General features: G+C 63.0%; 25 protein-coding genes. 13 read left to right on the top strand and 12 right to left on the bottom strand.

Annotated elements, in window-relative coordinates; all coding sequences use genetic code 11:
• The first annotated feature begins 60 nt into the window (after positions 1-60).
• Both NKH93_RS07925 and NKH93_RS07920 read left to right on the top strand, forming a co-directional pair.
• Positions 61-1,452: an NfeD family protein gene (locus NKH93_RS07925; protein WP_352920269.1), complete on the top strand. Its 1,392-nt coding sequence runs from the start codon at positions 61-63 to the stop codon at positions 1,450-1,452.
• Positions 1,449-2,219 carry a slipin family protein gene (locus NKH93_RS07920; RefSeq protein ID WP_023680344.1) on the top strand — a complete coding sequence of 257 codons (771 nt, stop codon included), beginning with the start codon at positions 1,449-1,451 and terminating at the stop codon, positions 2,217-2,219. Before NKH93_RS07925 ends, NKH93_RS07920 begins: the two co-directional genes overlap by 4 nt.
• Positions 2,220-2,257: 38 nt before the next feature.
• On the opposite strand, the gene NKH93_RS07915 is transcribed toward NKH93_RS07920, so the two are convergent.
• On the bottom strand, positions 2,258-3,187 hold the full coding sequence (locus NKH93_RS07915; protein WP_352920272.1) for a LysR family transcriptional regulator: 930 nt from the start codon (positions 3,185-3,187) through the stop codon (positions 2,258-2,260).
• Positions 3,188-3,292: 105 nt separating this feature from the next.
• On the opposite strand from NKH93_RS07915, the gene NKH93_RS07910 reads away from it, so the two are divergent.
• Positions 3,293-4,303 carry a zinc-dependent alcohol dehydrogenase family protein gene (locus tag NKH93_RS07910; RefSeq protein WP_352564187.1) on the top strand — a complete coding sequence of 337 codons (1,011 nt, stop codon included), beginning with the start codon at positions 3,293-3,295 and terminating at the stop codon, positions 4,301-4,303.
• 109 nt (positions 4,304-4,412) lie between these two features.
• Here the strand turns inward: NKH93_RS07910 and NKH93_RS07905 are convergent, their stop codons facing one another.
• Genes NKH93_RS07905 through NKH93_RS07895 form a run of 3 tightly spaced genes read right to left on the bottom strand, consistent with a single transcriptional unit; the run spans position 4,413 to position 8,196 of the window.
• On the bottom strand, positions 4,413-6,734 hold the full coding sequence (locus NKH93_RS07905) for a xanthine dehydrogenase family protein molybdopterin-binding subunit (RefSeq protein WP_352837847.1): 2,322 nt from the start codon (positions 6,732-6,734) through the stop codon (positions 4,413-4,415).
• Entirely contained in the window at positions 6,731-7,714 is a 984-nt protein-coding gene (locus tag NKH93_RS07900) for an FAD binding domain-containing protein (protein WP_352920274.1), read from the bottom strand. Before NKH93_RS07900 ends, NKH93_RS07905 begins: the two co-directional genes overlap by 4 nt.
• Positions 7,711-8,196, bottom strand: a complete 486-nt coding sequence (locus tag NKH93_RS07895) for a (2Fe-2S)-binding protein (RefSeq protein WP_352451438.1) — start codon at positions 8,194-8,196, stop codon at positions 7,711-7,713. Before NKH93_RS07895 ends, NKH93_RS07900 begins: the two co-directional genes overlap by 4 nt.
• Positions 8,197-8,912: 716 nt before the next feature.
• Here NKH93_RS07895 and NKH93_RS07890 point away from each other — a divergent pair.
• Complete coding sequence (locus NKH93_RS07890; protein WP_023677324.1) at positions 8,913-9,545, top strand: TetR/AcrR family transcriptional regulator; 633 nt, start codon at positions 8,913-8,915, stop codon at positions 9,543-9,545.
• A gap of 23 nt (positions 9,546-9,568) precedes the next feature.
• Here NKH93_RS07890 and NKH93_RS07885 read toward each other — a convergent pair whose 3' ends face one another.
• Positions 9,569-10,009, bottom strand: a complete 441-nt coding sequence (locus NKH93_RS07885; protein ID WP_352451439.1) for a lipid-binding SYLF domain-containing protein — start codon at positions 10,007-10,009, stop codon at positions 9,569-9,571.
• A gap of 265 nt (positions 10,010-10,274) precedes the next feature.
• On the opposite strand from NKH93_RS07885, the gene NKH93_RS07880 reads away from it, so the two are divergent.
• Positions 10,275-11,207 carry a hypothetical protein gene (locus NKH93_RS07880; protein WP_352472182.1) on the top strand — a complete coding sequence of 311 codons (933 nt, stop codon included), beginning with the start codon at positions 10,275-10,277 and terminating at the stop codon, positions 11,205-11,207.
• A gap of 19 nt (positions 11,208-11,226) precedes the next feature.
• Here the strand turns inward: NKH93_RS07880 and NKH93_RS07875 are convergent, their stop codons facing one another.
• On the bottom strand, positions 11,227-12,729 hold the full coding sequence (locus NKH93_RS07875) for a serine hydrolase (RefSeq protein ID WP_352472204.1): 1,503 nt from the start codon (positions 12,727-12,729) through the stop codon (positions 11,227-11,229).
• Positions 12,730-12,914: 185 nt separating this feature from the next.
• Complete coding sequence (locus tag NKH93_RS07870; protein ID WP_352472183.1) at positions 12,915-14,348, bottom strand: coiled-coil domain-containing protein; 1,434 nt, start codon at positions 14,346-14,348, stop codon at positions 12,915-12,917.
• 451 nt (positions 14,349-14,799) lie between these two features.
• On the opposite strand from NKH93_RS07870, the gene NKH93_RS07865 reads away from it, so the two are divergent.
• From NKH93_RS07865 to NKH93_RS07840, 6 genes are all read left to right on the top strand, one after another.
• Positions 14,800-15,540: an ATP-binding cassette domain-containing protein gene (locus NKH93_RS07865; protein ID WP_352451444.1), complete on the top strand. Its 741-nt coding sequence runs from the start codon at positions 14,800-14,802 to the stop codon at positions 15,538-15,540.
• A 55-nt stretch (positions 15,541-15,595) separates the two neighbouring features.
• Positions 15,596-16,657, top strand: coding sequence for an ABC transporter permease (locus NKH93_RS07860; RefSeq protein ID WP_352472185.1), 1,062 nt, complete (start codon positions 15,596-15,598; stop codon positions 16,655-16,657).
• Between the two features lie 51 nt (positions 16,658-16,708).
• On the top strand, positions 16,709-17,713 hold the full coding sequence (locus NKH93_RS07855; RefSeq protein WP_023677316.1) for a sugar-binding protein: 1,005 nt from the start codon (positions 16,709-16,711) through the stop codon (positions 17,711-17,713).
• Positions 17,714-17,760: 47 nt separating this feature from the next.
• Positions 17,761-18,510 carry a glucose 1-dehydrogenase gene (locus NKH93_RS07850; RefSeq protein ID WP_352451446.1) on the top strand — a complete coding sequence of 250 codons (750 nt, stop codon included), beginning with the start codon at positions 17,761-17,763 and terminating at the stop codon, positions 18,508-18,510.
• A 183-nt stretch (positions 18,511-18,693) separates the two neighbouring features.
• Positions 18,694-19,602, top strand: coding sequence for a DUF930 domain-containing protein (locus tag NKH93_RS07845; protein WP_352472186.1), 909 nt, complete (start codon positions 18,694-18,696; stop codon positions 19,600-19,602).
• Positions 19,603-19,754: 152 nt separating this feature from the next.
• On the top strand, positions 19,755-20,555 hold the full coding sequence (locus NKH93_RS07840; RefSeq protein ID WP_352472187.1) for a class I SAM-dependent methyltransferase: 801 nt from the start codon (positions 19,755-19,757) through the stop codon (positions 20,553-20,555).
• Positions 20,556-20,619: 64 nt separating this feature from the next.
• Here the strand turns inward: NKH93_RS07840 and NKH93_RS07835 are convergent, their stop codons facing one another.
• From NKH93_RS07835 to NKH93_RS07820, 4 genes are all read right to left on the bottom strand, one after another.
• Positions 20,620-21,195 carry a dihydrofolate reductase family protein gene (locus tag NKH93_RS07835; protein ID WP_352472188.1) on the bottom strand — a complete coding sequence of 192 codons (576 nt, stop codon included), beginning with the start codon at positions 21,193-21,195 and terminating at the stop codon, positions 20,620-20,622.
• 101 nt (positions 21,196-21,296) lie between these two features.
• Entirely contained in the window at positions 21,297-21,830 is a 534-nt protein-coding gene (locus tag NKH93_RS07830; RefSeq protein ID WP_352472189.1) for an SRPBCC family protein, read from the bottom strand.
• Positions 21,827-22,216: an ArsR/SmtB family transcription factor gene (locus NKH93_RS07825; RefSeq protein WP_352472205.1), complete on the bottom strand. Its 390-nt coding sequence runs from the start codon at positions 22,214-22,216 to the stop codon at positions 21,827-21,829. Before NKH93_RS07825 ends, NKH93_RS07830 begins: the two co-directional genes overlap by 4 nt.
• Positions 22,217-22,358: 142 nt before the next feature.
• Positions 22,359-22,994 carry an ankyrin repeat domain-containing protein gene (locus tag NKH93_RS07820; protein ID WP_352472190.1) on the bottom strand — a complete coding sequence of 212 codons (636 nt, stop codon included), beginning with the start codon at positions 22,992-22,994 and terminating at the stop codon, positions 22,359-22,361.
• Positions 22,995-23,223: 229 nt separating this feature from the next.
• On the opposite strand from NKH93_RS07820, the gene NKH93_RS07815 reads away from it, so the two are divergent.
• The gene (locus tag NKH93_RS07815) at positions 23,224-24,078 is read left to right on the top strand and encodes an aldo/keto reductase (protein WP_352451452.1); all 855 of its coding nucleotides are present in this window, start codon (positions 23,224-23,226) and stop codon (positions 24,076-24,078) included.
• Between the two features lie 230 nt (positions 24,079-24,308).
• On the opposite strand, the gene NKH93_RS07810 is transcribed toward NKH93_RS07815, so the two are convergent.
• Positions 24,309-24,614 carry a hypothetical protein gene (locus tag NKH93_RS07810; RefSeq protein ID WP_023677305.1) on the bottom strand — a complete coding sequence of 102 codons (306 nt, stop codon included), beginning with the start codon at positions 24,612-24,614 and terminating at the stop codon, positions 24,309-24,311.
• A 236-nt stretch (positions 24,615-24,850) separates the two neighbouring features.
• Here NKH93_RS07810 and NKH93_RS07805 point away from each other — a divergent pair, with 236 nt between their 5' ends.
• Positions 24,851-26,143, top strand: coding sequence for an Nramp family divalent metal transporter (locus NKH93_RS07805; RefSeq protein WP_352472192.1), 1,293 nt, complete (start codon positions 24,851-24,853; stop codon positions 26,141-26,143).
• Positions 26,144-26,759: the final 616 nt, after the last annotated feature.

Raw genomic sequence — 26,759 nt, 5'->3', positions numbered from 1 at the left:
GCGCCGCGTCATGGATTTCGGCAAAATCCAGCCCATATTCCTAGATGTGGAGCTTTGAGCGTGAAACTCGCGCGTGCGGTCCTGCTTGCCGCGGCTTTCGTGGCTGTTGCGGCCGTTTGTCCCTCTTCAGCAACCGGAGAGGCGGACGGCCGGGAGAAAATTGTGTTGCGCGTCGAGATAGACGGCGCCATCGGTCCGGCGAGTGCCAGGCAGCTCGAGGAAGCACTGGCGGTGGCCGCGGACCGAAATGCCCAGGCTCTCATCCTGCAGATGGACACGCCCGGCGGGCTGGTCACCAGCATGCGCGAGATGATCGCCGGCATTCTCGCCTCGCCGGTTCCCGTCATCGGCTATGTCGCGCCCGCCGGCGGGCACGCGGCGAGCGCCGGAACCTACATCCTCTACGCCACCCATCTGGCGGCGATGGCGCCCGGCACCAATCTGGGCGCGGCAACGCCGATCGAGATGGGCGGGCCGCTGCCATCGTTTCCCGGCGGCAAGAACGATGGCCCGGAGGCGGACAAGGACAAGAAGAACGCACCCGCGGGCGATGCGATGATCGCCAAGGCGACGAACGATGCCGTTGCCCTGATCCGCAGCCTGGCTGAATTGCGCGGCCGCAATGCCGAATGGGGAGAAAAGGCCGTGCGCGAGGCGGCCAGCCTGTCGGCCGGCGCGGCGCTGCAGCAGCATGTCATCGACTTCGTCGCCCGTGACACCCCCGAACTGCTTCAACTGGCCGACGGCCGGACCGTCGAGATCGCCGGCAAAAAAGAGGCATTGGCGACGAAGGGGCTGCCGGTCGAAACGCTCGAACCAGGCTGGCTCATCCGGCTTCTCGCCGTCATCACGGACCCGAACATCGCCGTCATCCTGATGCTGGTCGGCGTCTATGGCCTCGTCTTCGAATTCACGAGCCCGGGCGCGGTCGCACCCGGCGTGATCGGCACGATTTGCCTTCTGCTCGGACTCTATGCGCTCAATCTCCTGCCGATCAGCTATGCCGGCCTTGCCTTGATGCTGCTTGGCATCATCTTCCTGGTCGTCGAAGCCTTGAACCCGACTGTGGTCCTTGGGCTGGGAGGCGTGGCTGCGTTTCTGCTGGGCGCAGCCATGCTGCTCAGGATCGAGGGGCCCGGCTTCGAGATGTCGTGGGCCGTTATCGGCACCGCCGCCGTCCTGACGCTCGGCCTGGCGCTGCTGACCGGCAGCTATCTGTGGGCGGCCCGCAAGAACGTTCCGCGTGTTGGCGCACAGGCCATGCAGGGGCTGCCGGCGAAGGTTCTCGACTGGCAGGGCAGCGAGGGCCACGTGCTCGCCCGGGGCGAGCGCTGGCGGGCAAAAGCCGACGAACCGCTTGCAGTGGGCGACAGCGTCGAGGTGGCCGATGTCAGGGATCTTGTGCTGACGATACGGCGCCGCAATGTGAGAAGCGATGGAGCAAGGCAATGATCATCGGTTATGTGGCCTATCTGGCAGCAGCGCTCGTCGTGGTCATGTTCCTATCCGCGGCCATTCGCATCCTGCGGGAATATGAGCGCGGCGTGGTCTTCACGCTCGGCCGCTTCACCGGGGTCAAGGGCCCCGGCCTTATCATCCTCATCCCCTTCGTGCAGCAGATGGTGAAGGTCGACCTGCGAGTGGTGGTCCAGGACGTCCCGCCGCAGGACGTGATCTCGCGCGACAACGTCTCGGTGAAGGTCAACGCAGTGCTGTATTTTCGTATCGTCGACGCCGAGCGGGCGGTGATCCAGGTTGAAGACTTCATGACCGCCACCAACCAGCTGGCACAGACCACGTTACGCTCGGTGCTCGGCAAGCATGAGCTCGATGAAATGCTGGCCGAACGTGACAAGCTCAACAGCGATATCCAGGAGATTCTCGACCAGCGCACCGATGCCTGGGGCATCAAGGTCTCCGATGTCGAGATCAAGCATGTCGACCTCAACGAGAACATGGTCCGCGCCATCGCCAAGCAGGCCGAGGCGGAACGGCTGCGGCGTGCGAAAGTGATCAATGCCGACGGCGAACAGCAGGCGGCGGCAAAGCTCGTCGAGGCCGGCAAGATGCTGGCCGAAGCACCGCAGGCCATGCAGCTACGCTATTTCGAGGCTCTCCATGACATCGCCGGTGAACGCTCGTCGACGGTCGTGTTTCCGGTGCCGATGGATCTGCTCGGTCATTTCATCAAGCAGGGTGGTGGAGGCGGAGGCGGCTGAGCGCATAATCTCCCCCCTCGAGGGGGAGATCAGCACCCTCACCTCCGCCACGGCGGGACCGGCGCAAAGCGTTTGCCGATCCAGTCGGCGAAGGCACGTGTCTTGGCGGCTTGCCCCTTGGCCGAAGGCATGACGACATAGACGGCGCCCTCGTCGGCAAGCGTCCAGTCCTCCAGCACTGGCACCAGACGGCCGTCGGCGAGCTCGCGTCCGACCAGCCAATCCGTGCTCATCATCAGTCCGACGCCTTGCACGGCGGCTTCGACCAGTACCTCGGCATCATCGGTGACCAGCGGCCCGGAGACCTCGATACTGACGCGACGGCCCGAACTGTCGGTCATCTCCCAGGCCGGAAAGGTCTGGAAACCCGAGAAGCCCAGGCAACTGTGTTCCAGCAGCGCCTCCGGCGCAGTAGGCGTGCCCCGGCGGGCGAGGTAGGACGGCGCGGCGCACAGCAGCCGCCGGCGTGTAGCGACCTTGCGCGCCACCAGCCGCGAATCCTCCAGCGCGCCGAGACGCACGGCGACATCGAAATTCTCGGCGACGAGATCGACGAAGCGGTTGGAGAACTCGGCCTCGATACGAACGTCGGGAAATTCGGCGAGAAACTGGGGCAGCAGCGGGCCGATCCACATGCGCCCGAACGAGCCGGGCAGCGCCAGCCGCAGCACGCCGCGCGGCCCGCCGCCGGCATGCGCCGACGCGACAGCCTCGGCCTCGTCGACCGCAGCCAGGATGGCGCGGACCCGGATGAGAAATTCCGAACCCGCCACGGTCAGCGACACGCTTCGTGTCGTCCGGTGCAGCAGGCGCACGCCCAACCGCTCTTCCAGCGAGGCAAGGCGCCGCGACAGGATCGTCGCGTCGCGGCCGATGCGAGCGGCCGCCCTGGTGAAGGAGCGTGCTTCGGCGATGGCCGCGAAGGCGGCCATTTCGACCAATGCTGCCGGTTCGTGCGATTGCTGCATCAGGCGCAGAGCTCAAATGTAAAACACAAGGATTATATACCAATAGCGCAGCAGCTAGTTTCACTCAATCCCGGCCCGTCAATCGGCCATCAACCGGAGTGAGACATGAAAGCGATCGAACTGACTGCCCCGAGACTGGACGCGTTTCGCGCGGCCACCGTTCCCACGCCTGAACCGCAGCGCGGCGAAGTGCTGATCCGCCTGCGCGCCGCAAGCCTCAATTTTGTCGATGTCGCGATAGCGAGCGGCAACTATCCAGGTCCGAGCTTTCCGCTCATTCCCGTCGTCGACGGCGCCGGCGAGATCGTCGGCATCGGCGAGGGCGTGTCGAGGCTCGCCATCAACGACCGCGTCATCGCCCATGCAAAACCGCGCTGGATCGGCGGCCGTCCGCGGCCTTACGAGACCAGAGAGATGCGCGGGCTGACACTGCCCGGCTCGCTCGCCGAATACGTCGCGCTGCCGGCCGATGCCGTCGTGCCGATGCCGGCGCATCTGTCCTTCGAAGCGGCAGCGACGCTGCCGATCGCCGGCACCACCGCGTGGAATGCGCTTCGCGCCGCCGATGCCGGGCCGGGGTCGGTCGTCGTCCTGCTCGGTACCGGCGGTGTCTCGATCCTGACCCTGCAGCTGGCCAAGGCAGCCGGCGCCACGGTCATCATCACCTCGTCGTCTGACGAAAAGCTGGCCCGCGCCAAGGCCTTGGGTGCGGATCATCTCATTAATTATCGTGAGACGCCGGACTGGGACGCCAAGGTGCTCGAGTTGACCGACGGGCTCGGCGCCGATCTGATCGTCGAAACCGGCGGCGCGGCGACCTTCGCCCGCTCCATCAATGCCGCGGCGCCCGGCGGCACGGTGTTCGCCATCGGCTTCGTCACCGGCGCCGAGGCCACCACGAACCTGCTGCCGATCATCATCAAGGCACTCAAGGTGGTGGGCAACAACACCGGTTCGGTATCCGACCTGCGCGACGCGGCGCGGGCCATCGGCGCCGCCCGTATCGATCCGGTCATCGACACGGTCTACAGCCAGCATCAGGCGACCGAGGCCTACGCCCATATGGCGGCCGGCGGCCGGCATTTCGGCAAGCTTGCATTCAGTCTGTCGTGGTGAGCCTGAAAAAGGCAAAGCGTTGAAGCTGCCGATCTCCCCTCTCGTGGGGAGATCGGTCGTCACCTCGGCTTTTGACAATCGCCAATGCGCCGACAGTCCCAACCTCCGCCTAAATCAGCTTCTCCAGCGTGATCGGCAGGTCCCGCACCCTTTTCCCGGTGGCGTGGAATACCGCGTTGGCGATCGCCGGCGCCACGCCGACAATGCCCAGCTCGCCGACCCCCTTGCCGCCAAGCGCCGAGGAATGCGGATCGGGAATACCGACCGAGATCACCTCGATGTCGGGAATGTCGGCATTGGTGGCGATGAGATAGTCGGCGAAATTGTCGTTGACGATGCGCCCATGCCGGCGGTCGACGATGCCCTCCTCGAGCAGCGCCTGGCCGATGCCCATGATGATGCCGCCCTTCCATTGGCTTTCGGCGAGCTTGGGATTGTAGAGCCGGCCCGAATCCAGCGCCGACACCACGCGGGAGACGCGAACCGTGCCAAAGTCCTCGTCGACACGGACTTCGATGAAATGCGCGCACCAGCTGTGGCGGGAATAGTCGCCCTCGGTGTGCGGCAGCGCCATGGCTATGGTGGTGTAGTTCTTGTAGCGGTCCTCGACCGTCGAATTGGCCGGCATGGTGTCGCCCTTCGCCTCGATATGCTCGCGCCCGACGCTTCTGAGCAGTTCGGCGATGGAAACTTCAGGGCCGTTGCCGCGCGGCGAGGCGATGCGGCCATTGGCGACGACGAGCGTGTTGGCCTGCAGCGCATGGAACGGCGAAGCCGGATCGCTGATGGCGAGCCCGATCAGCTGGTCGAGCGCGGCACTCGCCGCCTTGTGGACGGCGCCGGTCATCACCCCGGCCAGCCGCGAACCGCCGGTGACGCCGGCACGGGCATAGCGGGAATCGCCAAGTTTGACGACGACGTTTTCCGCCGGCACGCCCACCACCTCGGCGGCGGTCTGCGCCAGGATCGTGTAGGTGCCCTGCCCCATGTCGATCGATGAGCTTTCGACCTCGACCGAGCCGTCGGCGAGAATACGCACGACCGCCTCGCCATAGGCGCGCCGCACCGGATAGGTACCTGCCGCGACACCCCAGCCGATCAGCTGGTTGCCGTCGCGCATCGAACGCGGCCGGGGGTTCCGCTTCGACCAGCCAAAGGCTTCGGCGCCGGCCGCAAAGGCCTCACGCAGCTGCCGTGTCGACCACGGCTTCTTCGCATGCGGGTCCTGCTCGGCATAGTTCCTGAGCCGGATTTCCAGCGGATCGATACCGACCTCATAGGCGAGCTCGTCGATGGCGCTTTCGATGCCGAAGGCGCTCGGGTTCTCGCCCGGCGCGCGCAATGCCCCCGGCACCACCGTGTTGACCCGCACGACGTTCTGCCGCGACGAGAAATTCGGCGTCGCGTACATGACCGAGGTGACCGAGCCGAGCGGCTCGACCCACATGCCGTCGACCGAGGTCTCGTTGACGCCGCGATGCACGATCGACTGGATCTGGCCCTCCGCGTTGGCGCCGAGCGCCACGGTCTGGCGCGTCGCCGCCCGTCCGCCATAGGCGGTGAAGGTCTGCGGCCTGGTGACCGCCAGCTTCACCGGCCGTCCCAGCATTTTCGCCGCGACTGCCGCTACAGCGCCGTAGCCATAGGCAAACGCCTTGGAGCCGAAGCCGCCGCCAATATAGGGCGAGACCAGTCGTACATTCTCGAACGGCACGCCGAACCATTCGGCATAGCTCCGCGCCATGCCGTCGAGCCATTGGCTCGGCTCCCAGACCGTCAGCTGGTCGCCCTGCCACTTTGCGATCAGGCCATGCGGCTCCATCGGCGCCTGGTATTCGCGCGGCGTGTTGTAGGCGTTGCAGATCCTGACCGGAGCCGAGGCGAACGCTGTCTCCGCCTCGCCCCATTCCTTGGTCATCGCATCGACGGGGATGCCGTCGCCGGCCTTTGGATCGCTGAGGTCGACGATCGCCGGCGCCTCGTCATAGGCGATCTTGACCAGCGCCGCGGCGGCGACCGCCTGCTCGAAACTCTCGGCCACCACCGCCGCGACATGCTGGCCGCTGAAGGTGATGTCGCGCGCCAGCGGGCAATAAGCGACGTCCGGCGGCGGCGTGCCCAGCCAGTCCGTTGCGGTTCTCAGCGGCAGGATATTGTCGGGCGTCAGCACCAGCAGCACGCCGGGCGACGCCTTGGCCGCGGCCGTGTCGATCGAACGCACCCGGCCGGCGGCAATGGTGCTCTCGACCAGCACCGCATGGGTAAGCCCCTCGAGCTGCTGCTCGACGGCGTATTTGGCGGCACCGGTGATCTTGGCCGGGCCGTCGACGCGCGACAGCCGGCCGCCGACCTGGTCGGCGAGGACGGCACCGTCCGAAGCGTCGCCGCGTTTGGCATCGCCGGGTCTTGTTCTCAACTCGTGAACGGTCATGCCGTTTCTCCCATTTTGAGGATGGCGCGGGCGACGACGCGCGGCGCCAGTTCGATCTTGTAGTGGTTGGCGCCATGGTCGACGGCGCCCTCGACGGCGAGCAGGCTGGCTTGCCTGACGACCTCCGGCTCGAGCACTTTGCCTTTCAGCGCCTCTTCGACGGCAAGGGCGCGCCATGGCTTGGTGGCGACGCCGCCAAGCGCGACGCGCAGATCGCGGATCGTCCTTCCGTCGGCCTCGAATTCGATGCCGACCGCGGCACTTGCCGCGGCGAATTCATAGGACTGGCGGTCGCGGACCTTGAGATAGGTCGAGCGGCGGGCGGCCGCCGAAGCGGGAATGCCGATCGCGGTGATCATCTCGCCGGGCTCAATCGCATGCTCCCTTTCGGGCGTGCTGCCCGGCAACAGGAAAAAATCATCGACGGCGATCTGACGGTCGCCGAGATGGACAATCGCGTCGAAGGCGACGAGTGCAACCGCCAGGTCGCCGGGATAGGTGGCGACGCAGGCCTCGCTGGTGCCGAGCACGGCATGGCCGCGGGTGACGCCGCCAATCGCCGAGCAGCCGCTGCCGGGCGAGCGCTTGTTGCAGGCGGGGAAATTCGCCGGATCGCGGAAATAGGGGCAGCGTGTACGCTGCATCAGATTGCCGCCGATCGTCGCCATGTTGCGCAGCTGCGCCGATGCCGCCTGCCACAGCGCCTCCGAAACGGCAGGGAACCGGCTCTTGATACCGGCATGGTCGGCGACGGTGCTCATCCTGGCCAGCGCCCCGACCGTGGCGCCCCGGTCATCAACGGCAATCGTGTCCAGTCCCTTGAGATGGGTGATGTCGACCACGGTCTCGGGTTCGGCAACGCCGCATTTCGCGAGATCGACAAGCGTCGTGCCGCCGGCGAGAAGCATGACGCCGGGAAGTGCTGCTGCCTCACGGGCTGCATCGACGGAGCCGGCGCGGAGATACGAAAAGTCTCTCATGACGCGGCCTCCATGGCCGCCTGGCGCACGGCGGCGACGATATGCGGATAGGCGCCGCAGCGGCAGAGATTGCCGGCCATGTATTCGCGGATCTCCTCATCCGAGCCGGCATGGCCTTCGCGAATGCAGGCGACCGCCGACATGATCTGGCCCGGCGTGCAATAGCCGCACTGGAAGGCATCCTGTTCGAGGAAGGCGGCCTGCACCGCATGCAGCGTGCCATCCTCCCCGGCAAGCCCTTCGATGGTGGTGATGTCCCTGCTTTCAGCCTGAGTGGCAAGCGTCAGGCAGGCCAGCACGCGCTGGCCGTCGATATGAACGGTGCAGGCGCCGCACTGGCCCTGGTCGCAGCCCTTCTTGGTGCCGGTCAGCCCGAGATGGTCGCGCAAGGCGTCGAGCAGGGTAACGCGCGGTTCGACCTCCAGCTCATGTCGATGTCCGTTGATTCGAAGTTGGATTGGAGTTCGGGTTTTGCTTGTCATGGGGCGTCTGGCTCCAGTTGCTTGACGCGGGAGGGGATGATCTGGTGCCCGGCCGGCGAGCGGCAAGGTCAGCTTATGGCTAGGTGAAGGCTATCTTCCTCTTGGGGGAAGTGCCCGGCAGGGCAGAGGGGGTCGGTTCGACTTGGCGCGAGCTCCGGGAGGGCTGCGGCTTGGGAGGTCGAAAGACGTGACATACCCGATCCCGTGATTACATGAGAAAGGCGCTCCACAATCGGAGGCGCCTCCGCTTATTACCTAAGGGCCTGCTCCGTCCTGTTCAAGCCCAGGATCGAAAATGATCAAAATTGGAGGAAATTGGCAGGCAGCCGGCCGTCGTGCCTGGAGACAAAAAAGCACCACCGGCCCAAGCCGGTGGTGCTCTCTGAACTGTCTGTAGGGGCAGGACAGTCCAATGATCCTGAGGGGATCGTGCTCAACATGGGCTCATTTTTGCCCCACGGCATCGGCCGAACAGATGACGAGTGCCGGCCGCGAGGAAATATCCTCCGTCGTCATCCTCCGGACGTCATCCACGGGCCGTGCACTGGAGGCGGGCAAGATGCCTCGCCTGCCGGAACGCCGGCCCAGACCCGATCCTGTGATTATATTTACTTGCGATTATATTTGTCGGAGACGTAACGAAGGTGGAAGCGTCTGCGTTCTTGAAACGGGGCCTGCCTATCCGGGTATGCTTCGGATCAGCACTGGAGAAAAAATTGGCCGCGGAGCCGCCCGTCATTTCTGGAGACAAAACCGAAGCCGCCGTTGCAAAGCCGCTGCGCGCCGACGCGCAGCGCAACCGCGATGCTCTGGTCGAGGTCGCGGCAAAAGCCTTTGCCGCGCAAGGCGTCGATGCCTCGCTGGAGGAGATTGCGCGCCAGGCCGGCGTCGGCATCGGCACGCTCTACCGGCATTTCCCAACCCGCGAGCACCTGGTCGAGGTGGTTTATCGGCGCGAAGTGGAAGGACTGTGCCAGGCGGCCGACGAACTCGCCCGCGATCATGCGCCCGACATGGCGCTCGAACAATGGATGCAGCGCTTCGTCGACTACATCGCCACCAAGCGCGGGCTGTCGACAAGCCTGCGCATCCTGCTCACGACCAACTCAACCCTGTTCTCCGACGTTTCCGGCAGGGTGACGCTCGCCTTGCGGCGGCTGATCGATGCTGCGGTCGCCGACGGCTCGATCCGCGGCGATGTCGATGCCTCCGACGTGCTGCATGCGCTGGGCGGCATCTATTCGGCCCCGGACACCAAGGACTGGCGCGATCGCTCGCGCCGATTGGTGTCGCTGCTGATGGATGGGCTGCGGTTTGGAGCGGCCAAATCCGGCCCATCCAAGGAATAACGAATGCAGTGACTGTCCTTATTTCATTTCAGCGAGATGCTCATACCGCTGAGATCGGCATTGACTTGCAGGCCTACCTGCCTGCCCGTGAGTTCGAGTTGGGCACCCTTGTCATTGGTCATGACGATCACCTGGGCTCCTTTGCCGAGCGCGCCGCCACCGCCCGCTGCACCGTACACCCCCGTCACATCCCGGGCGCGGCGTATGTGGCGCACGGTACCTTTGAAATAGGTCTTGGAGGCGCCGAAGGCGAGGCCGCCCGAGATGCCGCCGACCGAGATCGGATATCGGCGACCATGGAAGGTCAGTGTGCCCTCGCCTCCGGAGCCGCCGATAAAGAAGGCCGCCTTGTAGACGGCGAAGCGGATCGTACCGCTGTCGGCATGCGCGACGCTGGCAAAGCTAACTGCCGCCGCAGCGATGACGGCAACTGCGACTGAACGAAATCTGGACGAAATCTTCATGATGAGAACTCCTCAAGATCGCCGCATGCCCAGCCGGCCGGGCACGTCGGCGTCGTATCAAAGTCATAGCTGAACAGTCTCGCCGGTCATTGGTTCCAAGCACGCGGCCTGAATCCGGCTGCGAGAAGACCGCCACGAAACGAGGCGGATGGCGAGCGTAGTCCTGGCTGTAAGAACAGTGGCCGAATGGTGGGGATGATCGTAGGTGTTGAGGCGGAATGGTATTAGTCTGCGCTGTCTGGGGTTTCGGGAGCGCGGCAAAGCAATGGACTTCAACTCACGACATGGCTACCTGCTGATCGGTGGCCTGATCCTGGTCGGCGCCGGGCTCCTGGTCGTTTCGCTGATCGTCAATCTTCGCGTGGCGCACAGTGTGCGTGACGACGTACGCCATCGTGAAAAGCTGCTGGAATATTATCGCAATATCTTTTCGCAGCTGGGCGTGATCCTGATCGGGATTGGCGTGTCCCTGTTCATCTTCTTTTTTCAGCAGAATTATCAGGACCAGCGCAAACGCGAAACGGAGCTCCAGCAGGTTCTCGCCAAACTGGCAGCGCGTGTTGCCCGCGGCAGCGCTGTCGTGGAGGCCCTCGGCGAATTCGACGCGCTGCTGGATGATGGCGGTGCCTATGTCAGTCCGGAACACGGCGGTGACAACGCCGCTGTCAGCGCCCACGGAACGGGGCTTGCCAAGCAGGTTTCCCAGATCCTTCTGGTCGAGCGCGACGTCGATGTTCAGGGGTTCGATATTCTCAATCTGTCACGCGATTTCGAAGCATCGTTCGTCGTCAACGAGCTCAACCCAATGCTTTGGTTCAACATCGTCCGGAACGAGAGCGACATCAAATATGCCACTACCCAGATCGCCCTGGATTACAAGGACCTGCAGGATGCGATCGGCGGCGAGCCGATCGAGGTTGCGATTGCCAATCCCGAAAAGGAGCGGAAGATCAAGCAGGAGGTGCTCGACGTCTTTTATGATGCCGATCTGCTGCGCCAGCGCAGCAGGCGGTTTCTCGGCCGCGCGTGCTGGCTTTTCAGCACGGGGCGCGGCTTCGTCAAGCTTGCACCGGCCAATGAAATCGAAGCCGATGCCAGATCGCACCAGGAATGGATCGACCGGTCGAAAGGCTTCCTGACGCAGTTGAAGTCGGGAAGCGGCAATTGCTTCAAATTGCTTCAGTTCGGCCCGGCATAGGCTCCCTCACCGCCGGTGGCTAATCCCCCACGCGCCGCAGCGTGCCGAGATGATTGTCGTTGAGAAAATCAACGGTCATGGCCGACGCCTTGCCGTCGGGGCCGAGGGCAAAGCTGACAGCCGAAGGCCTGTCCGGCATCTCGGCATCGGGGAAGGTCACGAAGAGGTCGCGGTTGAAATGCTTCAGTGGATAAGACCGCGCACCGGCAGGCCCGACCTTAAGGACAAGAGCGTCTCCTTCGCCCGACACAATAGCTTCGCCGAAGAAGTCGTTGAAGTAACGGCCTGCATAGGCACTGGCCGGCTCGGCCGGACTTGCTGGAGAGGGCGGCGCGGCATAGGTGGCCTTGGCCGCCGCAATCACCGGGCCGAACATGCTCGCATAGATATCATTCCATGCCTTTATCTTATCCTTGCCCAGGGTTCCGTCGAAGACGAGATCGGCGAAGCTGTCGGACAGCCCGTCCGGCACGCCTGTCGGAAAGGCGTTGGCGATGACGACGATGCCAAGCTTCTCCTCGGGGAAGAGCATCACCAGACTGCGTGCGCCGGTGCTGAAGGCGCCCGCATGACCCCAGATCAGCCCGTGCCGGCCGAATTCGATATTCCAGCCGAGGCCGTAGAAGGCCTCGCCTCCGGAGACGGGGTTCTTGCCGCGAACCATCAAGGGAATATGTGTCTGTTCCAGCGCATCGGCGGCAATGAGTCTCTTGCCGGCATAGACCCCGTTGCCGAGCACAAGGCGCATCCATTGCGAGAGGTCGCGTGCGGTGGAGCTGACGCCGCCTGCTGGCGCCTGCGCATCCGGATAGCGCTGGACCTTCGCGGTCCAGGCGCCATCGATTTTGGCGTGGAGCTCGGCGCGGTTGGCGTGCTTGATGAAGTCCGAATGACGGGAGCTGGTCGAGGCCATTCCAAGCGGACGGTAGAGCTTCTCTTCGGCGACCTCTTCCCATGATTTACCCGTCGGCTTCGCGGCCGCGACCGCACCCTCGGTCAGTCCGAAATTGCTGTAGGAATAGCCCGCACGAAAGCTCGATGACGGCGACGCGAACCGCAGCCGGCGCAGGATCTCCGCGCGGTCATAGCCGATGTCCTCGAGGTCGTCGCCGGCGGTGCCGGGAAGCCCGCTGCGGTGCGCAAACAGGTCGCGGACCGTGAGTTCGCTGGTCGGATAGGGCTGAGCGAGCCGGAAAGCCGGATCGAGGTCGGCGATCTTGGAATCCCACGAAGCGATCCCGTCGCTGACCAGCGCCGCCACGACGGTGGCGGAGACCGGCTTGGAGAGCGAGGCAATCTGGAAGACCGTGTCAGCATCGACGATCTCCGGTTTTCCGGCTTCGCGATGCCCGAACCCCTTGAGGAAGATCACCTCGTCGCCGTGCACGACGCCGATGGCCAGACCGGGCACGCTACCATCCGCGACGACGCCTTCGGCAAGCAATTCGAGCTTCGCAATGGCCGCGGCGACCCGGTCGGGCGTAATGGTGTCGGCCGACGCCGCCTTCGGCGAAAGCACCATGATTGCGATGACGGCCAACCTCCAACGGAGGTGGTTCCGGTTTGTGAATAGCCGCACGCTCAGCCCCCTCCGCCTCACCGGCGTGCACTATTGCAGCCTGACGCAGGGGAGGCCAGCCCCAAGGATCGCTTCCATCGACGGATGTTCGCTTCGCACCAGTCGAAATTCAGACAGCCGCGCCTGAGCTACGAAGCAGCGCGCAGGCGAAGGCGCCGCCTGCTGGCGCGGGCCTTCTCCGCCACCGCGGCGGTGATCTCGACCACGCCGTCTTCACGCGGTCTGGCGTTGGTGGCCTTGTGGAGCCGCTCATAGGGCAACAGTTCCTTGACCCGGGCTTGAAGCGACGCGACTTCGGCTCGCAGATCCTCGCATTCCTGCCGCTGGACGTCGAACTGTATCTGTTCGGATGCCTGCTGCAGGGAAAGCTGCGAAAAATTCGCGCTGACCGCGGAAAGGTTCATCTTGTCGTGTTCGCTCTCCTTCGTGAGAGCGGACAATTTTTGCTCGACAATTTGCTTTTCGGCCACCGCGTCGCTCGCTTGAGCCTTGAGCCTGGCGATCTCGGTGACGGCTTCGCTGTTGTGGTTGGAGGCGGCTTCCAGCCGCGATCGAAGGTCCTCGATTTCAGAACGCAAGCCGGTCATCTCCGCGACACTGCGTGCAAGCTCGGCTTCCCTGTCACCGTCCCTGAGGCGGGCCGCTTCCGTTATTTCCGATAGCTTCGTCTGCGCCATATCGAGCGATTTCTGCAGCCGCATTTCCTCTTTCTCGCTCTTGCCAAGCGCGGCCAGCAGTTCGGAAACCTGCGCGGCGTCATTGGCATGGACGGTCGAGAGTTCGTCCAGCCTGTGCCGCGCCTCGGCCTCCCGTTTCAGCGCCTTGTCGAGATCGATCGACAGACTGACATGCTTCTCCCGCAGCATCTCGTTCTCGCGCGAGCGTCTGTTGGCCTCGACCGCTCTGGCCGAGAGCGTTTTGACAAGCTCGCCGAACTCGGCCTCGCGTTTTGCGCTCGCATTGCCTGCGACGACGAGTTCCAGCCTTGCCGCAGCCAGCGCGCCGCGAAGTGCTTCCTTGTCCTCGACCAGGCTCGCCTCGTGCTGCTGCAGGGCCTCGATAGCGCTGTCGCGCTCGCGCTGCTTTCTGGTTGCATCGTGGAGCTGTTCGGACAGCACCCTTTGCTGCGCGGTCAGGCCGGTATTTGCCAGCTCCAATTCGTTGGCGCGAAGAATGTCGCCGTGAAGCAGTTTCAGGAATTCGCCCGTCAGATGATGCGAGGTCGCGATCTCCGACAGTTTCGCATTGATCTCCCCCAGATACTCCTGCGCGTCGTGAAAGAGCCCATCGACCGCATTTAAGGCAGCCAGCCGGGTTTGCGTATGGGGGGACAGCCGTCGTGCGGTCTCGAAGGCGTCCGCATTGGCTTCGAGCTGCGAGCTGTCATCCGTTGTCGCGAGATTCTCATCCGATACCGTCTCATCCGGCACAGTGACGTCGTTCAACGGCGACTGATCGTCCACATTGAGACATTCGCTAAACGCATCCGCCAAATCGGTTTCGAGCTCCTTGAACGCTCTCTCCACTGTCTCGGCACGCTTGATCAAACCTTTGAAATTCATGACCGAATATCCCTCTCGTGCAGCGCCGGCAAGGAGCGGATTTTCAATACTTGACCCTCGCCTCCCCCGAATGCGGGTTCATCTCCTGACGTGCGCTCTGGCCGACGCACGCTAGGGACAGGCTTGGCCACTGTCCTCGTGTGTTTGAATGACGCATAGCCGTGTTCTGCCGCGCTCCATACCCGAGGCGTTGGCACCGCTCGAAAAATGCCCACTCATTTCACCCGAAACGGATATGAAGCGGCGCAAGCATGAGGATCGCCTGGTGGCTGTTGTACGGATCGGCCGAGCGCCTCGGTGCTCTGCAGCAGCTACAAGTCACACTTGGACGAGGCGCGTTACGGCCGGAAGGCCTGACCTAATAAATGATTGTGTTGAATACGTTTCGCTGATTAGCTGCTGTGCATTGACCAGGGACAAGACCGATAAATGTTGTCCCGGGAGGACCGCGATGCCGGTGCTTGAGGTTTGCCACGTCTCCAAGAATTTCGGGGCTATCCAGGCCCTGACTGACGTCAGCTTCCAGGTGGAGCGAGGCGAAGTCGTTGGTCTGATGGGGGACAACGGCGCCGGCAAGTCGACGATAGTCAAGACTGTGGCCGGGAATTTTCCTCCGAGCGACGGCGAAATTGTAGTCGAGGGCGAGGTGTGCCACTTCCACCAGCCCGTGCAGGCCCGCGCCAAGGGGATCGAAGTTGTTTATCAGGACCTGGCGCTCGCCGATAATCTGACGGCCGCGCAGAACGTCTTTCTGGGGCGCGAGATCAAGAAAGGCTTCTGGCCGATCAGGATTCTTGACAAGCAGGCGATGATCGATCGCTCGGCAGCGCTGTTCAAGGAACTCAAATCGGAAACCCGGCCGCGCGACCTCGTCAGGAAGATGTCGGGTGGGCAGCGCCAGGCGGTCGCCATCGCGCGGACCCGGCTTTCAAATGCCAAGCTGGTGCTGATGGACGAACCAACGGCCGCCATCTCCGTGCGCCAGGTGGCGGAAGTACTCGAACTGATCCGACGCCTCAAAGCACAAGGAGTCGGCGTCATGCTGATCAGTCACCGAATGCCTGACGTGTTCGCCGTGGCAGATCGCATTATCGTCCTCAGGCGGGGCTCGAAAGTTGCCGACAAGCCAGCCGACAAAACATCGCCCGAGGAAATCACTGGACTGATAACGGGGGCCATCCGTGGCGAATAGTGTTCAGGAGTCAATTGGCGTTCAGGGCTCAGTCGAAGAACATGGCCGGCCGGCCATGTCGGATTTCGTCCCGACCAAGGAAAAAACAGTTCTCCAGCGTGTGATTTCAAGTCAGCCCTTCTGGGTGACGATCGCGCTCATCGCGCTCGTCATGTTGATGACTGCGATGGAGCCGAGCTTCGGCACGTCTGAAAATGTCGCCAATGTGACGCGCAATTTCGCACCTTTCGGCATCATGGCACTTGGCATGACGATCGTCATCATCACCGGCGGTATCGATCTGTCGGTCGGCTCCGTCATGGGTCTCGTGGTCATCGTCGCCGGCCTGTTCCTCACTTGGCATTATCCCTGGTACGTCGCCTTCGCCATGGGCCTTTTCTCCGGTCTGGCCTGTGGCGCGGTCAACGGATTCTTTGTCGCCTATGTCGGGATGCCGTCCTTTGTGGTCACCCTCGGTATGCTGTCCGTCGCGCGCTCGCTGGCGGTCGTATTCTCGGCCAACCAGATGCTCTACCAGTTCGGGCCCGATGCTCCGATCGTGAAGGCAATCGGTCAGTGGAAATGGCCGCGGCATGGTCCGAACGACTGGGCACCGCATTGGATACCAGAACTGTCGTCACAATTCTGGACCATGGTGATCTTGGCCCTGATTCTCGGCTTCGTATTCAACTTCACAGCCTGGGCCCGGCATCTCTTCGCCATCGGCGGCAATGAGGAGGCGGCACGGCTCACCGGCGTTCCGGTCAACTGGATTAAATTCCAGGCCTATGTCTTCTCGGCTTTCACCGCCGCGCTCGCCTCGCTCCTGCTCCTCGGCTATAACGGCTCGGCCATCAATGCCATGGGCCAGGGCTACGAGCTGCGCGTTATCGCCGCGACAGTCATTGGCGGCGCCAGCCTCATGGGCGGCGCCGGCACGGCCTTCGGTGCGATCATCGGTTCGGCCTTCCTCGAGGTGATCAGGAATGCGCTGCTGATGGCCGGTATCGATTCAAATTGGCAGGGTGCCTTCGTCGGCGCCTTCATCGTTCTTGCGGTTCTTTTGGGCATGCAAACCGGCGGCAAATCGATTCTCGCCGCGTCGCTGGCAGTCTTGATGCCCAAAAAACGCCGCTAGAAACCCGCCGGCGGGAGGCTTGCGGGATCACACCCAGGAGGAGAACGTCACATGAAAAAACATCTGCTGACGGCCGCCGTGGCGCTTGGCGCAATGGTGCTCGCCGTTTCCGGCGCCCAGGCGAAATACACCTTCGCCCTGGTGCCGAAGAACATGAACAATCCTTTCTTCGACCAGGCACGCGACGGCTGCAAGAAAGCCGAGGCCGAATCCAATGGCGCCGTGGAGTGCATGTATATCGGCCCCGGCGAACATGGTGGTGGCGACGAGCAGGTGCAGATCGTACAGGACCTCGTGGCCAAGAAGGTGGACGGCATCGCCGTGTCGCCATCGAACGCCGCGGCGATGGCGGTTGCGCTGCAGGCCGCCAAGGAAGCCGGCATCCCGGTCCTCACCTGGGACTCCGATCTCCTGCCCGAAAACAAGGATCTCCGCGTTGCCTATATCGGCACGCACAATTACGAAATCGGCGAGAACCTCGCCAAGCTTGTAATGCAGATCAAGCCCAAAGGCGGCACGATCTGCATCCAGTCCGGCGGCGCCGCGGCGGCCAACCACAACGAGCGCATGCAGGGCATTCGCGATACGCTTTCGGGCACCAAATCGGCGGCCTCGCCCGGGGATCGGCTGACGGGCCAGAACGGCTGGACCGAAATCGAAGGCTGTCCGCTCTACACCAACGATGATTTCCCGCTTTCGGTGCAACAGTTCGAGGATATCATGGCGAAAAACCCGAACCTCGACGCATTCGTCCCAACCGGTGGCTTCCCGCAGTTCATTCCCGATGCCAACCGCGCCGCGGTCGCACCGTACAAGGACAAGATCGCCTCGAAAGCCCTGGCCCTTGTCGTTGCCGACACGCTTCCGGTACAGATCGACCAGATGAAGGAAGGTTTCTCCCTTGGCCAGGTCGGCCAGCGGCCGTTCGAGATGGGCTACAAGACGATGATGGCGCTGAAGGAAATGAAGGAGGGCAAGGCTCCGCCGGCCGACCCGACCTACACGGGCCTCGATGTCTGCACTCCGGAGACAGCCGACACTTGCGTCGCCAAATAGTGCTTTTGGGCGGGAGGAAACTCCCGCCCTTTTCACAGGGGATCTCAATGCCGGAATTGTTCTCGCTCAAGGGCCGTGTCGCATTGGTCACGGGTGCCTCGCGTGGTCTTGGTTTTGCCATGGCCAAGGCACTTGCGGAAAACGGCGCGACGGTGATCGTCAATGCGCGCGACATGGCCGCCCTTTCCGCGGCCGCCGAAAGGATCGGTGCAGAAGCCCTGCCGTTCGATGTCACCGACGCGGCGATCTCAAGGGCGTCGCTCGAAGGAATCGTCGAACGCCACGGCCGCCTCGATATTCTGGTCAACAACGCCGGCATCCAGCATCGTAAACCGCTGGTCGAATGGCAGGACGAGGATTTCAACCATGTGGTTGCCGTCAATCTGTCGGCTTGCTTCCGCATGATGCGCGACGCGGTGCGCCTGATGCTGCCAAACAAGTTCGGGCGCATAATAAACACCGGATCGGTCGCAGCGATCCTTGGCCGTCCCACCATTCACGCCTATGTGGCGGCAAAGGCGGGCCTGCACGGGCTGACACGCTCCACTGCCGCTGAGCTGGGCCGTCACGGCATCACCGTCAACGCGATCGCCCCCGGCTATTTCGCCACCGAGCTCAACACCGCACTTATGCGCGACGAGGCCTTCACCAAATGGGTCGAGGCACGAACCCCCGCGGGCCGCTGGGCCCAGCCTGAGGAGCTCGGCGGAGCCGTGGTGTTTCTCGCCTCCGACGCTGCCGCTTACGTCAACGGGCACGTGCTGGCGGTTGACGGCGGGCTATCGGTTTCCCTGTGATTTCAACCGGCGACACCGTGCCGGCAGGGCGTGCCTGCTAGCCGCCTGAAATGACGACTTGCCGCATGCGCTGCTGGCCCGGTCCCCTGCGCGGACGCCGACGCCACACGATTGGATGCCGCGCCGTGTTGCAGCCGCCGACTATCGATTCGCAACGGGTTATTTCGACGTCCGGCGGCATCGATGCTTGATGCCGCCAATATTTCATTCCACACACCGGTCATGATGAGAAACGACATACGGGATCAGCGCCGGGTTTTCGGGTGGGCCTTGCCTGCCTCCGCGGTCGTGCATTTGCTCGCCGCCGCGCTTCTTTTGTCCGCACTGCCGCTGTCGCCCCCGCAGCCGCAGAAGGAGCAGCCCATCGCAGTTGATATCGTGCCGCCGCCTAAACCGCCGGAAAAAACCAAACCTCCGTCCCCCGCTGAACCGCCCAAGCCGGAAAAGCAGCCGGAAGCCAAGGTCGAGACGCCGACGAGCCGTGAGGTCACCGCGCAGAGACCTGTCTTCCAATTCGGTGAGAAGGACGCCGGTCCTCGCAAGTCTCTGGACGGCAACAGTGCGGAGGATGGTTCGGAACAACCGCCAGCGCCGCAAGTTCCCAGTAACCAGGATCTTGCACAGCCACCTGCCGTGACAGCGGTCGAGGGGAAAGACCAGGCTCCGTCGCCTGGCGCATCACCGCCGCCGAAGCCCAAGCCAGCGGATGTCAAGGAGCAAAAACCCTTGAAGCTTCAGCAAGCCAAGACGTTGTTCTCGGAAGCAGCAACCGGTGATCCGATAGCGACAAGCGCAATGGGCAATATACCCCGCCCCGTGCGGATCGGTCAGCTCTGCCTCACGGAATTGCGCGAACAGTTGCGCCGCGCCTCGCCCCCCTATTTTCCCGACCTCTTGCGTTCATTCAGGCTGAAGGAAGGCACTATCATGCAAGTTCCCAGGACCGCCTTCCGTGCCAACGGGCAGTGGTACGATTTGAGCTATCGTTGCGAGGTCGATCCGGACGCGACGAAAGTCATTTCCTTCGCCTTCCGTGTCGGAGATCCGGTGCCGCGCAGCGAATGGAAGCGCCGCGGGTTGCCCGCCGAATAGGTGGTCGAGGCCACGGAGGCTGGCTGGTCGGCGCCGTCAAATCCGGCCGGCGATGTCTTCGCGCGCTCCGGGCTGCCGAACCAACACGCGCCAAAAGTGGCTTTCGTCAGCGGCCGCCGAAGTCTAGCATACGGCTTTGGGAGGAGGCTTCGATGACTTCAAGTTTCAATGTTCATCATGCTGCCGGCTATGAGCAGCTCATGGGCCGCTGGAGCCAAAGACTCGCGCCGCTGTTCATCGACTTCGTGGGGCTTGCCGACGGCGAAAACATCCTCGACGTCGGTTGCGGTACCGGCAGCCTGACCTTCGCGCTCGTCAAGGCCGCTGACCTCGGCGAGGTCGCGGCGATCGACTTTTCGGCCGTTTTCGTCGAGGAGGCAATCCGACGCAACACCGATCCGCGGATAAAAATCCGTCAGGCGGATGCCTGCGCCCTGCCCTTTGAGGATGGCGCGTTCGACCGTGCCCTAGCCCTGCTCGTGCTCCATTTCGTGCCCGAAGCCGGCAAGGCAGTCGCCGAGATGCGCCGCGTCGTGCGGCCGGGCGGCGTCGTCGCGGCGACGGTATGGGACCATCTCGGCGGCATGCCGGGGATGCGCATGATGATCGACACGGTGGCGGTGCTCAGTGAAGGCGGACGCCAGTTGCGTGCCCGCTATTGCACGCAGCCGATGATGCAGCCGGGTGAAATGAAACGGACCTTTGTCGAACAGGATCTCCGCGACGTTACGGAAACCCAGTTGATGATCCGCATGGACTACCAAAATTTCGATGATTACTGGGCGCCGATTGCCGCCGGCGAAGGGCCGCTCGGCAAGTATGTGGCCGCGCTCGACCCGGAAGAGCGGGCGCGCACCGACGCCGCCATGCGCGACGCCTATGAGGCCGGCCGGCCCGACGGCCCGAGGTCCTTTGCCAATGTCGCCTGGGCCTGCCGCGGCGTCGTTGCCTGACGTTGGCGCTAATGCATGCCGTGTAAAAAGCGCATCGCATGAGGCCGATCGAACGCGACGCGCTTTAGCCGATCCCGTAGACCAGCCCAACGCGGCCGTCCGAAAGCTGTTCGACCTTGCGCAGTTCGAGCCCACGACGATTTTTCGCCGTCCCAAACAGCGCCTTTCCTTCACCGGCGAGCAGCGGATAGACGATGAGCCTGAGCTCATCGACCAGCCCGGCATCGATAAGGCTCGCGGTAATTCGGGCGCCGCCCATAAGGTAGATGTCCTTGCCGGGCTGCTGTTTCAGTGCAGCGATATCCTCGAAATTCCGCACGAAGCGCGTCTTTGGCCAGGCCGCCGAAGTCATTGTGTTCGACAGCACATAATGCGGGGTCTGCGCGGCGAAGCGGGCCCATTCGAGCTCGGCCGGCTTCGGCAATTTGCCGGTCATCGGCAGCGGCTTGTCGGGCTCGTTCTGGATGGCGCTCCAGTAGCGCTCGTAGCCGGCATACATGACGCTGCCAAGCAGGCAAGCGTCGATTTGCGGCGTCAGGCCGTATTCGTCCGACCACGCGTCGACCCAATCGGCGTAACCCTCGGGCCCCTCCATCTTGCCGTCGACGGAAATTTTCATTCCAGCGATTAATTTGCGCATGACTTCCTCCATCAGGCTTGCGGGATGCAAGCACGTTTCATCGGTTCAGCGTTGCTTCGTGTTGCTGGCGGCGACCTCAGGGATGGCCGCCGCGAGTTACATCAGGCCGGCAGGCGGCGGTCGTATTCTTCCCGCAGGCGGCTCCAGCCGTCCCAGAACGAGGTCGGCGTCTTGCCCGCCAGGCGGGCGGCCAGCAGGTCGAGGTGTATGTGCCAGCCGGCCGTGATGTTGAGCTGGATTGCACGTTCCGGCAGGCGGCGATGAACGACGGTGAGCAGCACATCGTTACCCTTCGCCTCCAGCAAGAAGGAGACGCCGCCGGTGTTTCCCCAGGTGATGGAAAGCTTGCGCGGCGGATCGAGTTCGGTGATCCGGCCCTCCATCCGATGCTCTTCGGGAAAGCCCGCTGGTCGCTGGCCAGGCGGGTCCGTCAGCTCGTCGTTACGCCAGACCAATTCGAACGAGCTGCCGGCCTTCATTTCCATCTGGCCCGCGGCCATCCATTGCCGGCGCAAGTCACTCTCGGTGAGATAGGCCCAGACGCGCTCGATGGGGCCGGGCAAGAGGCGCTGAATGGTGAACGTGGCGGGCTCGCTCAGCTCGCCATAGGCGTCGATGGTTCTCATCTGGTTCATTGCTCGTCTCCTTCTTCTGAGTTGGGCGATTTCCTGGGCTCTTCCTGGGCTTTGCGTGCGTCCTCTTCGCGAAGAAGGCGTTCGAGAACATCGAGACGACCGGTCCAGAAGCGCTCGTAGAAGCTGAGCCACTGATGGGCGCTGGCCAGCGGTCCAGGGGCTAGTCGGCACAGATGCGTTCGGCCCCTCACCTCTCGACGAATAAGCCCTGCGTTCTCCAGCGCCTTGATGTGCTTGGAGGCCGCCGCGAGCGACATCGCGAAGGGTTCCGCCAGCTGGCTTACCGTTTTCTCGCCATCGGCGAGATCGCGAAGCATGTGCCGCCGGGTGGCGTCGCCAAGGGCGTGAAAAACCGCGTCCATCTTGGGTGTCTCTAATTCAACCATGTAGTTGAATATAGACGCACGCTTTGAGATAGTCAACCATTTGGTTGAATAATTTATGCGAAGCGTCGCGGGACCGTTTGCGCCATCGAGCTTGTCGTGACGGGAGATGCGGACGCGCCCCGCGACAGTAAGGGCGAGGCCCTTATTTGCCGTCGAAGAAACGGTGGATCGCGGCTTCCAGCTTTTCGATAAGCTGAGGGTTGTGGCAGCTGCCAGCCCAGATCAGGGCGTTTAGCCTCATCTCTTTGTTGATAAAGCTCACTTTCCCAGAATCCAGCAGGTATTCCGCGATCTCGTAGTGCCGCCCCTTGATAGCCTCGATGAGCGCGTTGTTTCTGCCCGTCTTGTCGGTCAGATTTACTTCCGCGCCATTCTCCACGAGCAACTTGACGACTTCGAGATGCCCGTTCTTCGCCGCCTCGATAAGAGCCGTTCTGCCGTAGTAGTCAGCTCGCGCGTTGATCTCTATTTGGGGGTGTCTCACGAGGACTGCGATACACGCGTAATGTCCCTTGGCCGACGCAAGGCTCAAGGGCGTGCTCTTCCACTTGTTTCTGGCATTCACGTCGATTTCCGGGTCTTCGATCAGCGCCTCCACCACAGCTGTGCGGCCATTGAGGGCTGAAAGGTGAAGTGCAGACCAGCCGCCGTCGTCCGACTGATTGATGTCGGCGCCAGCCGCCAATTCCGATCGAACCGCCTCCGCATCGCCTTGTTCTGCCGCGACCAGCAGGGGCGACCAGTCTCTTGCCCCTTCGGCTTCCAAGCTGTTGGTCAACGCAGTCGCCTCCTCGGATCGTCCACAGAATACCACAGAATCCGCGATAGTGGGGTCGTCCTGTATAGAGTTCCCTGGAGTCCGTGGGTCGCAGAGAGCTGTCGGCCCGAAGCGGAGGATCAGCGCTTCACGTCCGTCTCCTCACATTCTCCTGAGATCGACTGGCTTTGGCGGCCATTCAGACTAGATAGAGCCTGCGCCGGGCGGAACGATGCAGAAGGACCTGAACATGCCTGAACAGATTACCCTGAATAGACCTGAACAAATCAGATTGAACGACGGCTCCGCCATTCCGCAAATCGGCCTCGGCGTGTGGCAGGTCGATCCAGCCATCACCGCCAAGGTGGTGCGCTGGGGAATCGAGGCCGGCTACAGGCTGATCGACACCGCCGAAGGCTATCAGAACGAGGAAGGTGTCGGGCAGGCGATCCGCTCGGCCGGCGTGCCGAGAAGCGAGTTGTTCATCACCTCGAAACTGCGCAACGGCGCGCATCAGCGCGACGCCGCCTTGCGCGCCTTCGACGAGACGATGAGCAAGCTCGGCATCGAACAGATCGACCTGTTCCTGATCCACTGGCCGGTGCCCAGCCAGGACAGATATGTCGAGGCCTGGAAGACGCTGATCGAACTCAGGCAATCAGGCCGGATCAAGTCGATCGGCGTTTCGAACTTCAACCAGGACCACCTCGAACGGATCATCGGCGAGACCGGCGTCACGCCGACCGTCAACCAGATCGAGCTCCACCCCCGCTTCCAGCAGCGTGACAAACGTGAATTCCACGACAGGCACAACATCCGCATCGAGAGCTGGAGCCCACTGGGCAGCGGCCGGCTGTTGAGCGATCCGACGCTTGAAAGCATCGCCAGGAAACACGGCAAGTCGGTGGCGCAGACGATCGTCAGGTGGCACCTTCAGGAAGGGCTGATCGTCATTCCAAAGTCGATCCACCAGGACCGCATCGCCGCCAATTTCGATGTCTTCGATTTCGAGTTGGAAGCGAAGGACCTCGAGCTTATCCGGGGCATGGATTCGCCCGACGGCCGCACCGGCCCGAACCCCGCCACGGCCGCATTCCTGTTCTAACGAGGCGGGCCAACCGGGACGTTGGCATTCCTTCACACCCCCCTCTGTCCTGCCGGACATCTCCCCTTCAAGGGGGAGATCGGCAGCTTCAATAGCCGCGCCCTTCTTGCAGCGTCGGAGATTAGCGAAGGCCGCGATGAGGGCCAATCTCCCTCCTTGAGGGGGAGATGGCCGGCAGGCCAGAGGGGGGCGCTGTCCCGCCAGCGATCAAAACTACCCTTCCCGCTCGCTCATATCCCGGAGCCATCCACCAGCGGCACATCTTCGCCCTCCCAGGGGCTAGGCATCGATCCCTTGCTGAGATTGGCCGACGGCAGCGGCATCCAGCACTTCAGTTCGGGTTCGGCATATTCGACGATGCGTCCTGGAGACGAGTCGGAGGCGCGCCAGCCTTCGCTGCCGAACTGATCGGCGCGGGCCCAGTAAGCCATGTCGACCTCGGCCGGACCCTGTTCGGACGGCCGAACCGTGACAAGGATTCTGCTGCCGTCCCTTGGCGCGCTCGACATGTGGCGCCACTGACCGGGCTCGTCCATTGCATTTCCTCCTGCGATCTTCGCCTCGAACGGATAGTCGCTTCGCGTTCGGAAGCGGTCAACCCGAACTTTTTTGCCTGAGACAAAACCCCTGTCCCGTCGTCGCGGAACAAGTCATGGCACGCCGGGTTTGGGCAAGTTGTTGAAGGAAGCAAAATGAGACCAGCGCCGCGACCGATCCTTACCATTATTGCATGGCAGGCCGCGTCTTTCGTTCGCAACCCGGTCCCGTCGCAATGAGGCAGGCCGGTTCCGATCATTCCATCCCACCGAAGGAGGGCAAAGGCGGCATAGGACGAGCGCTCGGCCTCGGACTGATAACAGGGGCGGCCGACGACGATTGTTCCGCAATAGGCACCTATGCCAGTGCCGGCGCCCGTTTCGGACCCGACCTGCTCTGGACGGCTCCGGTGACGTTGCCGATGATGTACGCGGTCGTCTACCTGTCGTCGAAGCTCGGCCAGGTGTCGGGGCGCGGATTGTTCCACGTCATCAAGGACTTCTACCCGCGGTGGCTGCTCTGGTCGGTGCTGTTGGGTGTGCTCGTCGGCAACACCATCGAGGCAGCGGCAGATCTTGGTGGAATGGCGGCGGCGATCAACATATTCGTGCCGCTTCCCATTCCGCTGATCGTGCTGTTCGTCGCCGCCCTCATCTTCGCCCTCCAGGTCTTCGGCTCCTATACTTTGATTCGCAACATCTTTCGCTGGCTGGCGTTGGCGCTGCTCGCCTATGTCGGTGCCGCCATTCTGGCCAAACCGAACGCCGCGGCGGTGCTGCGCGGGACGTTGCTCCCCAGGATCGAATTCAATCGCGAGTTCCTGTCGATCCTGGTCGCCATCATCGGCACGACGCTGTCCGCCTATCTCTATACGTGGCAGTCCAATGAGGAGGTGGAGGAGGAGATTGCCCAGGGGCGCACAACGCTCAGCCAAAGGAAGGGCGCTACCGACAGCGAACTCCGCCGCTCGCGCCGGGACATCCTCATCGGCATGATGTTTTCAAATCTCATCATGTATTTCATCATCCTGTCGACGGGGGCGACGCTCTACAAGGCGGGGCATCACGATATCGACACGGCCGCGCAAGCGGCGGAGGCGCTGCGGCCGCTCGCCGGCCAGGCCGCAAGCGTTCTGTTCGCCGCAGGTGTGATCGGCGTCGGTTTCCTAGCGGTTCCTGTCATGACCACCGGCGCTGCCTATGACGTGGCACAAGCCATCGGCTGGAAAAACAGCCTGCACGCCCGGGCTCGAGAGGCGCCCAAATTTTACCTCGCCATCGGATTTTTTACGGCGATCGCCGCTGGCCTGAACTTTCTCGGCTTCAATCCGATGAAGGCGCTGGTCTGGTCCGGCATCGTTCAAGGCTTCTCGACACCGCCCTTGCTGCTGCTCATCATGCTGATGACGAACAGCCGCAGGATCATGGGCGATCAGGTTAACAGCCGCAGCACCAACATACTCGGCTGGGCAACGACCGTCGCCATCTTCTCGGCGACGATCGGCCTGGTGGCAACCTGGTTCATGTAAATCCGGCAGGACAAGGGACGCCGCCAGTTGGACTACCCGTTCCCGCTTGCGGATTGCCCCAGCTTTGCCGGCCTTGGAAACTCCACAACATCTCCCACCGGCCGCTTGTATTGCGCTGCGACAATTGCATCGATCAGGAGATCCAGAGCCGCACGAGCCGTGCGGCTCGTCTCGTCCTCGCCGCTCAAATAGTGGCAGGCTCGTTCAAGGTGCAGGTGTGCGGCGGCAAAGTCGCTTGTCATAGGCATCTCCCTGTTGCCCGCCCGCCGGCAAGATGACCGCCTCGATTTAGCTAAAAGCAAATATCCACAGCCGGATTTGAATCAAATTGGCCTGACTCACTGCATGCCGCGGAGCCACTCCAGCGCCGTGGCCTGTGCCTCGCTTGCATCCTCCCCGAGGACCGCTAGGCCGTCGAGGATCGTGGTATCGGGACATAGTTCCTCGACGTCGCGCCGGGAGCGTCCGAGGGCGACTTGCCTTATATGTCCGGCCGGCTTCATGCGCTCTGTCCGACGCGCTGCGCCATCGCGGCTGAAGGCGCTGTGGCGGGTTTTCAGCGCGCTGCGGCGCATTGAATGAACCAATTGTGGGCGATGTGCCGCAAACTCCGTTC

Origin of the sequence: Mesorhizobium sp. M0954 (assembly GCF_040319155.1) — a bacterium.
GTDB lineage: Bacteria > Pseudomonadota > Alphaproteobacteria > Rhizobiales > Rhizobiaceae > Mesorhizobium.
The sequence above is the reverse complement of the archived record's forward strand: the minus strand, read 5'-3'. Positions and strand labels throughout refer to the sequence as shown.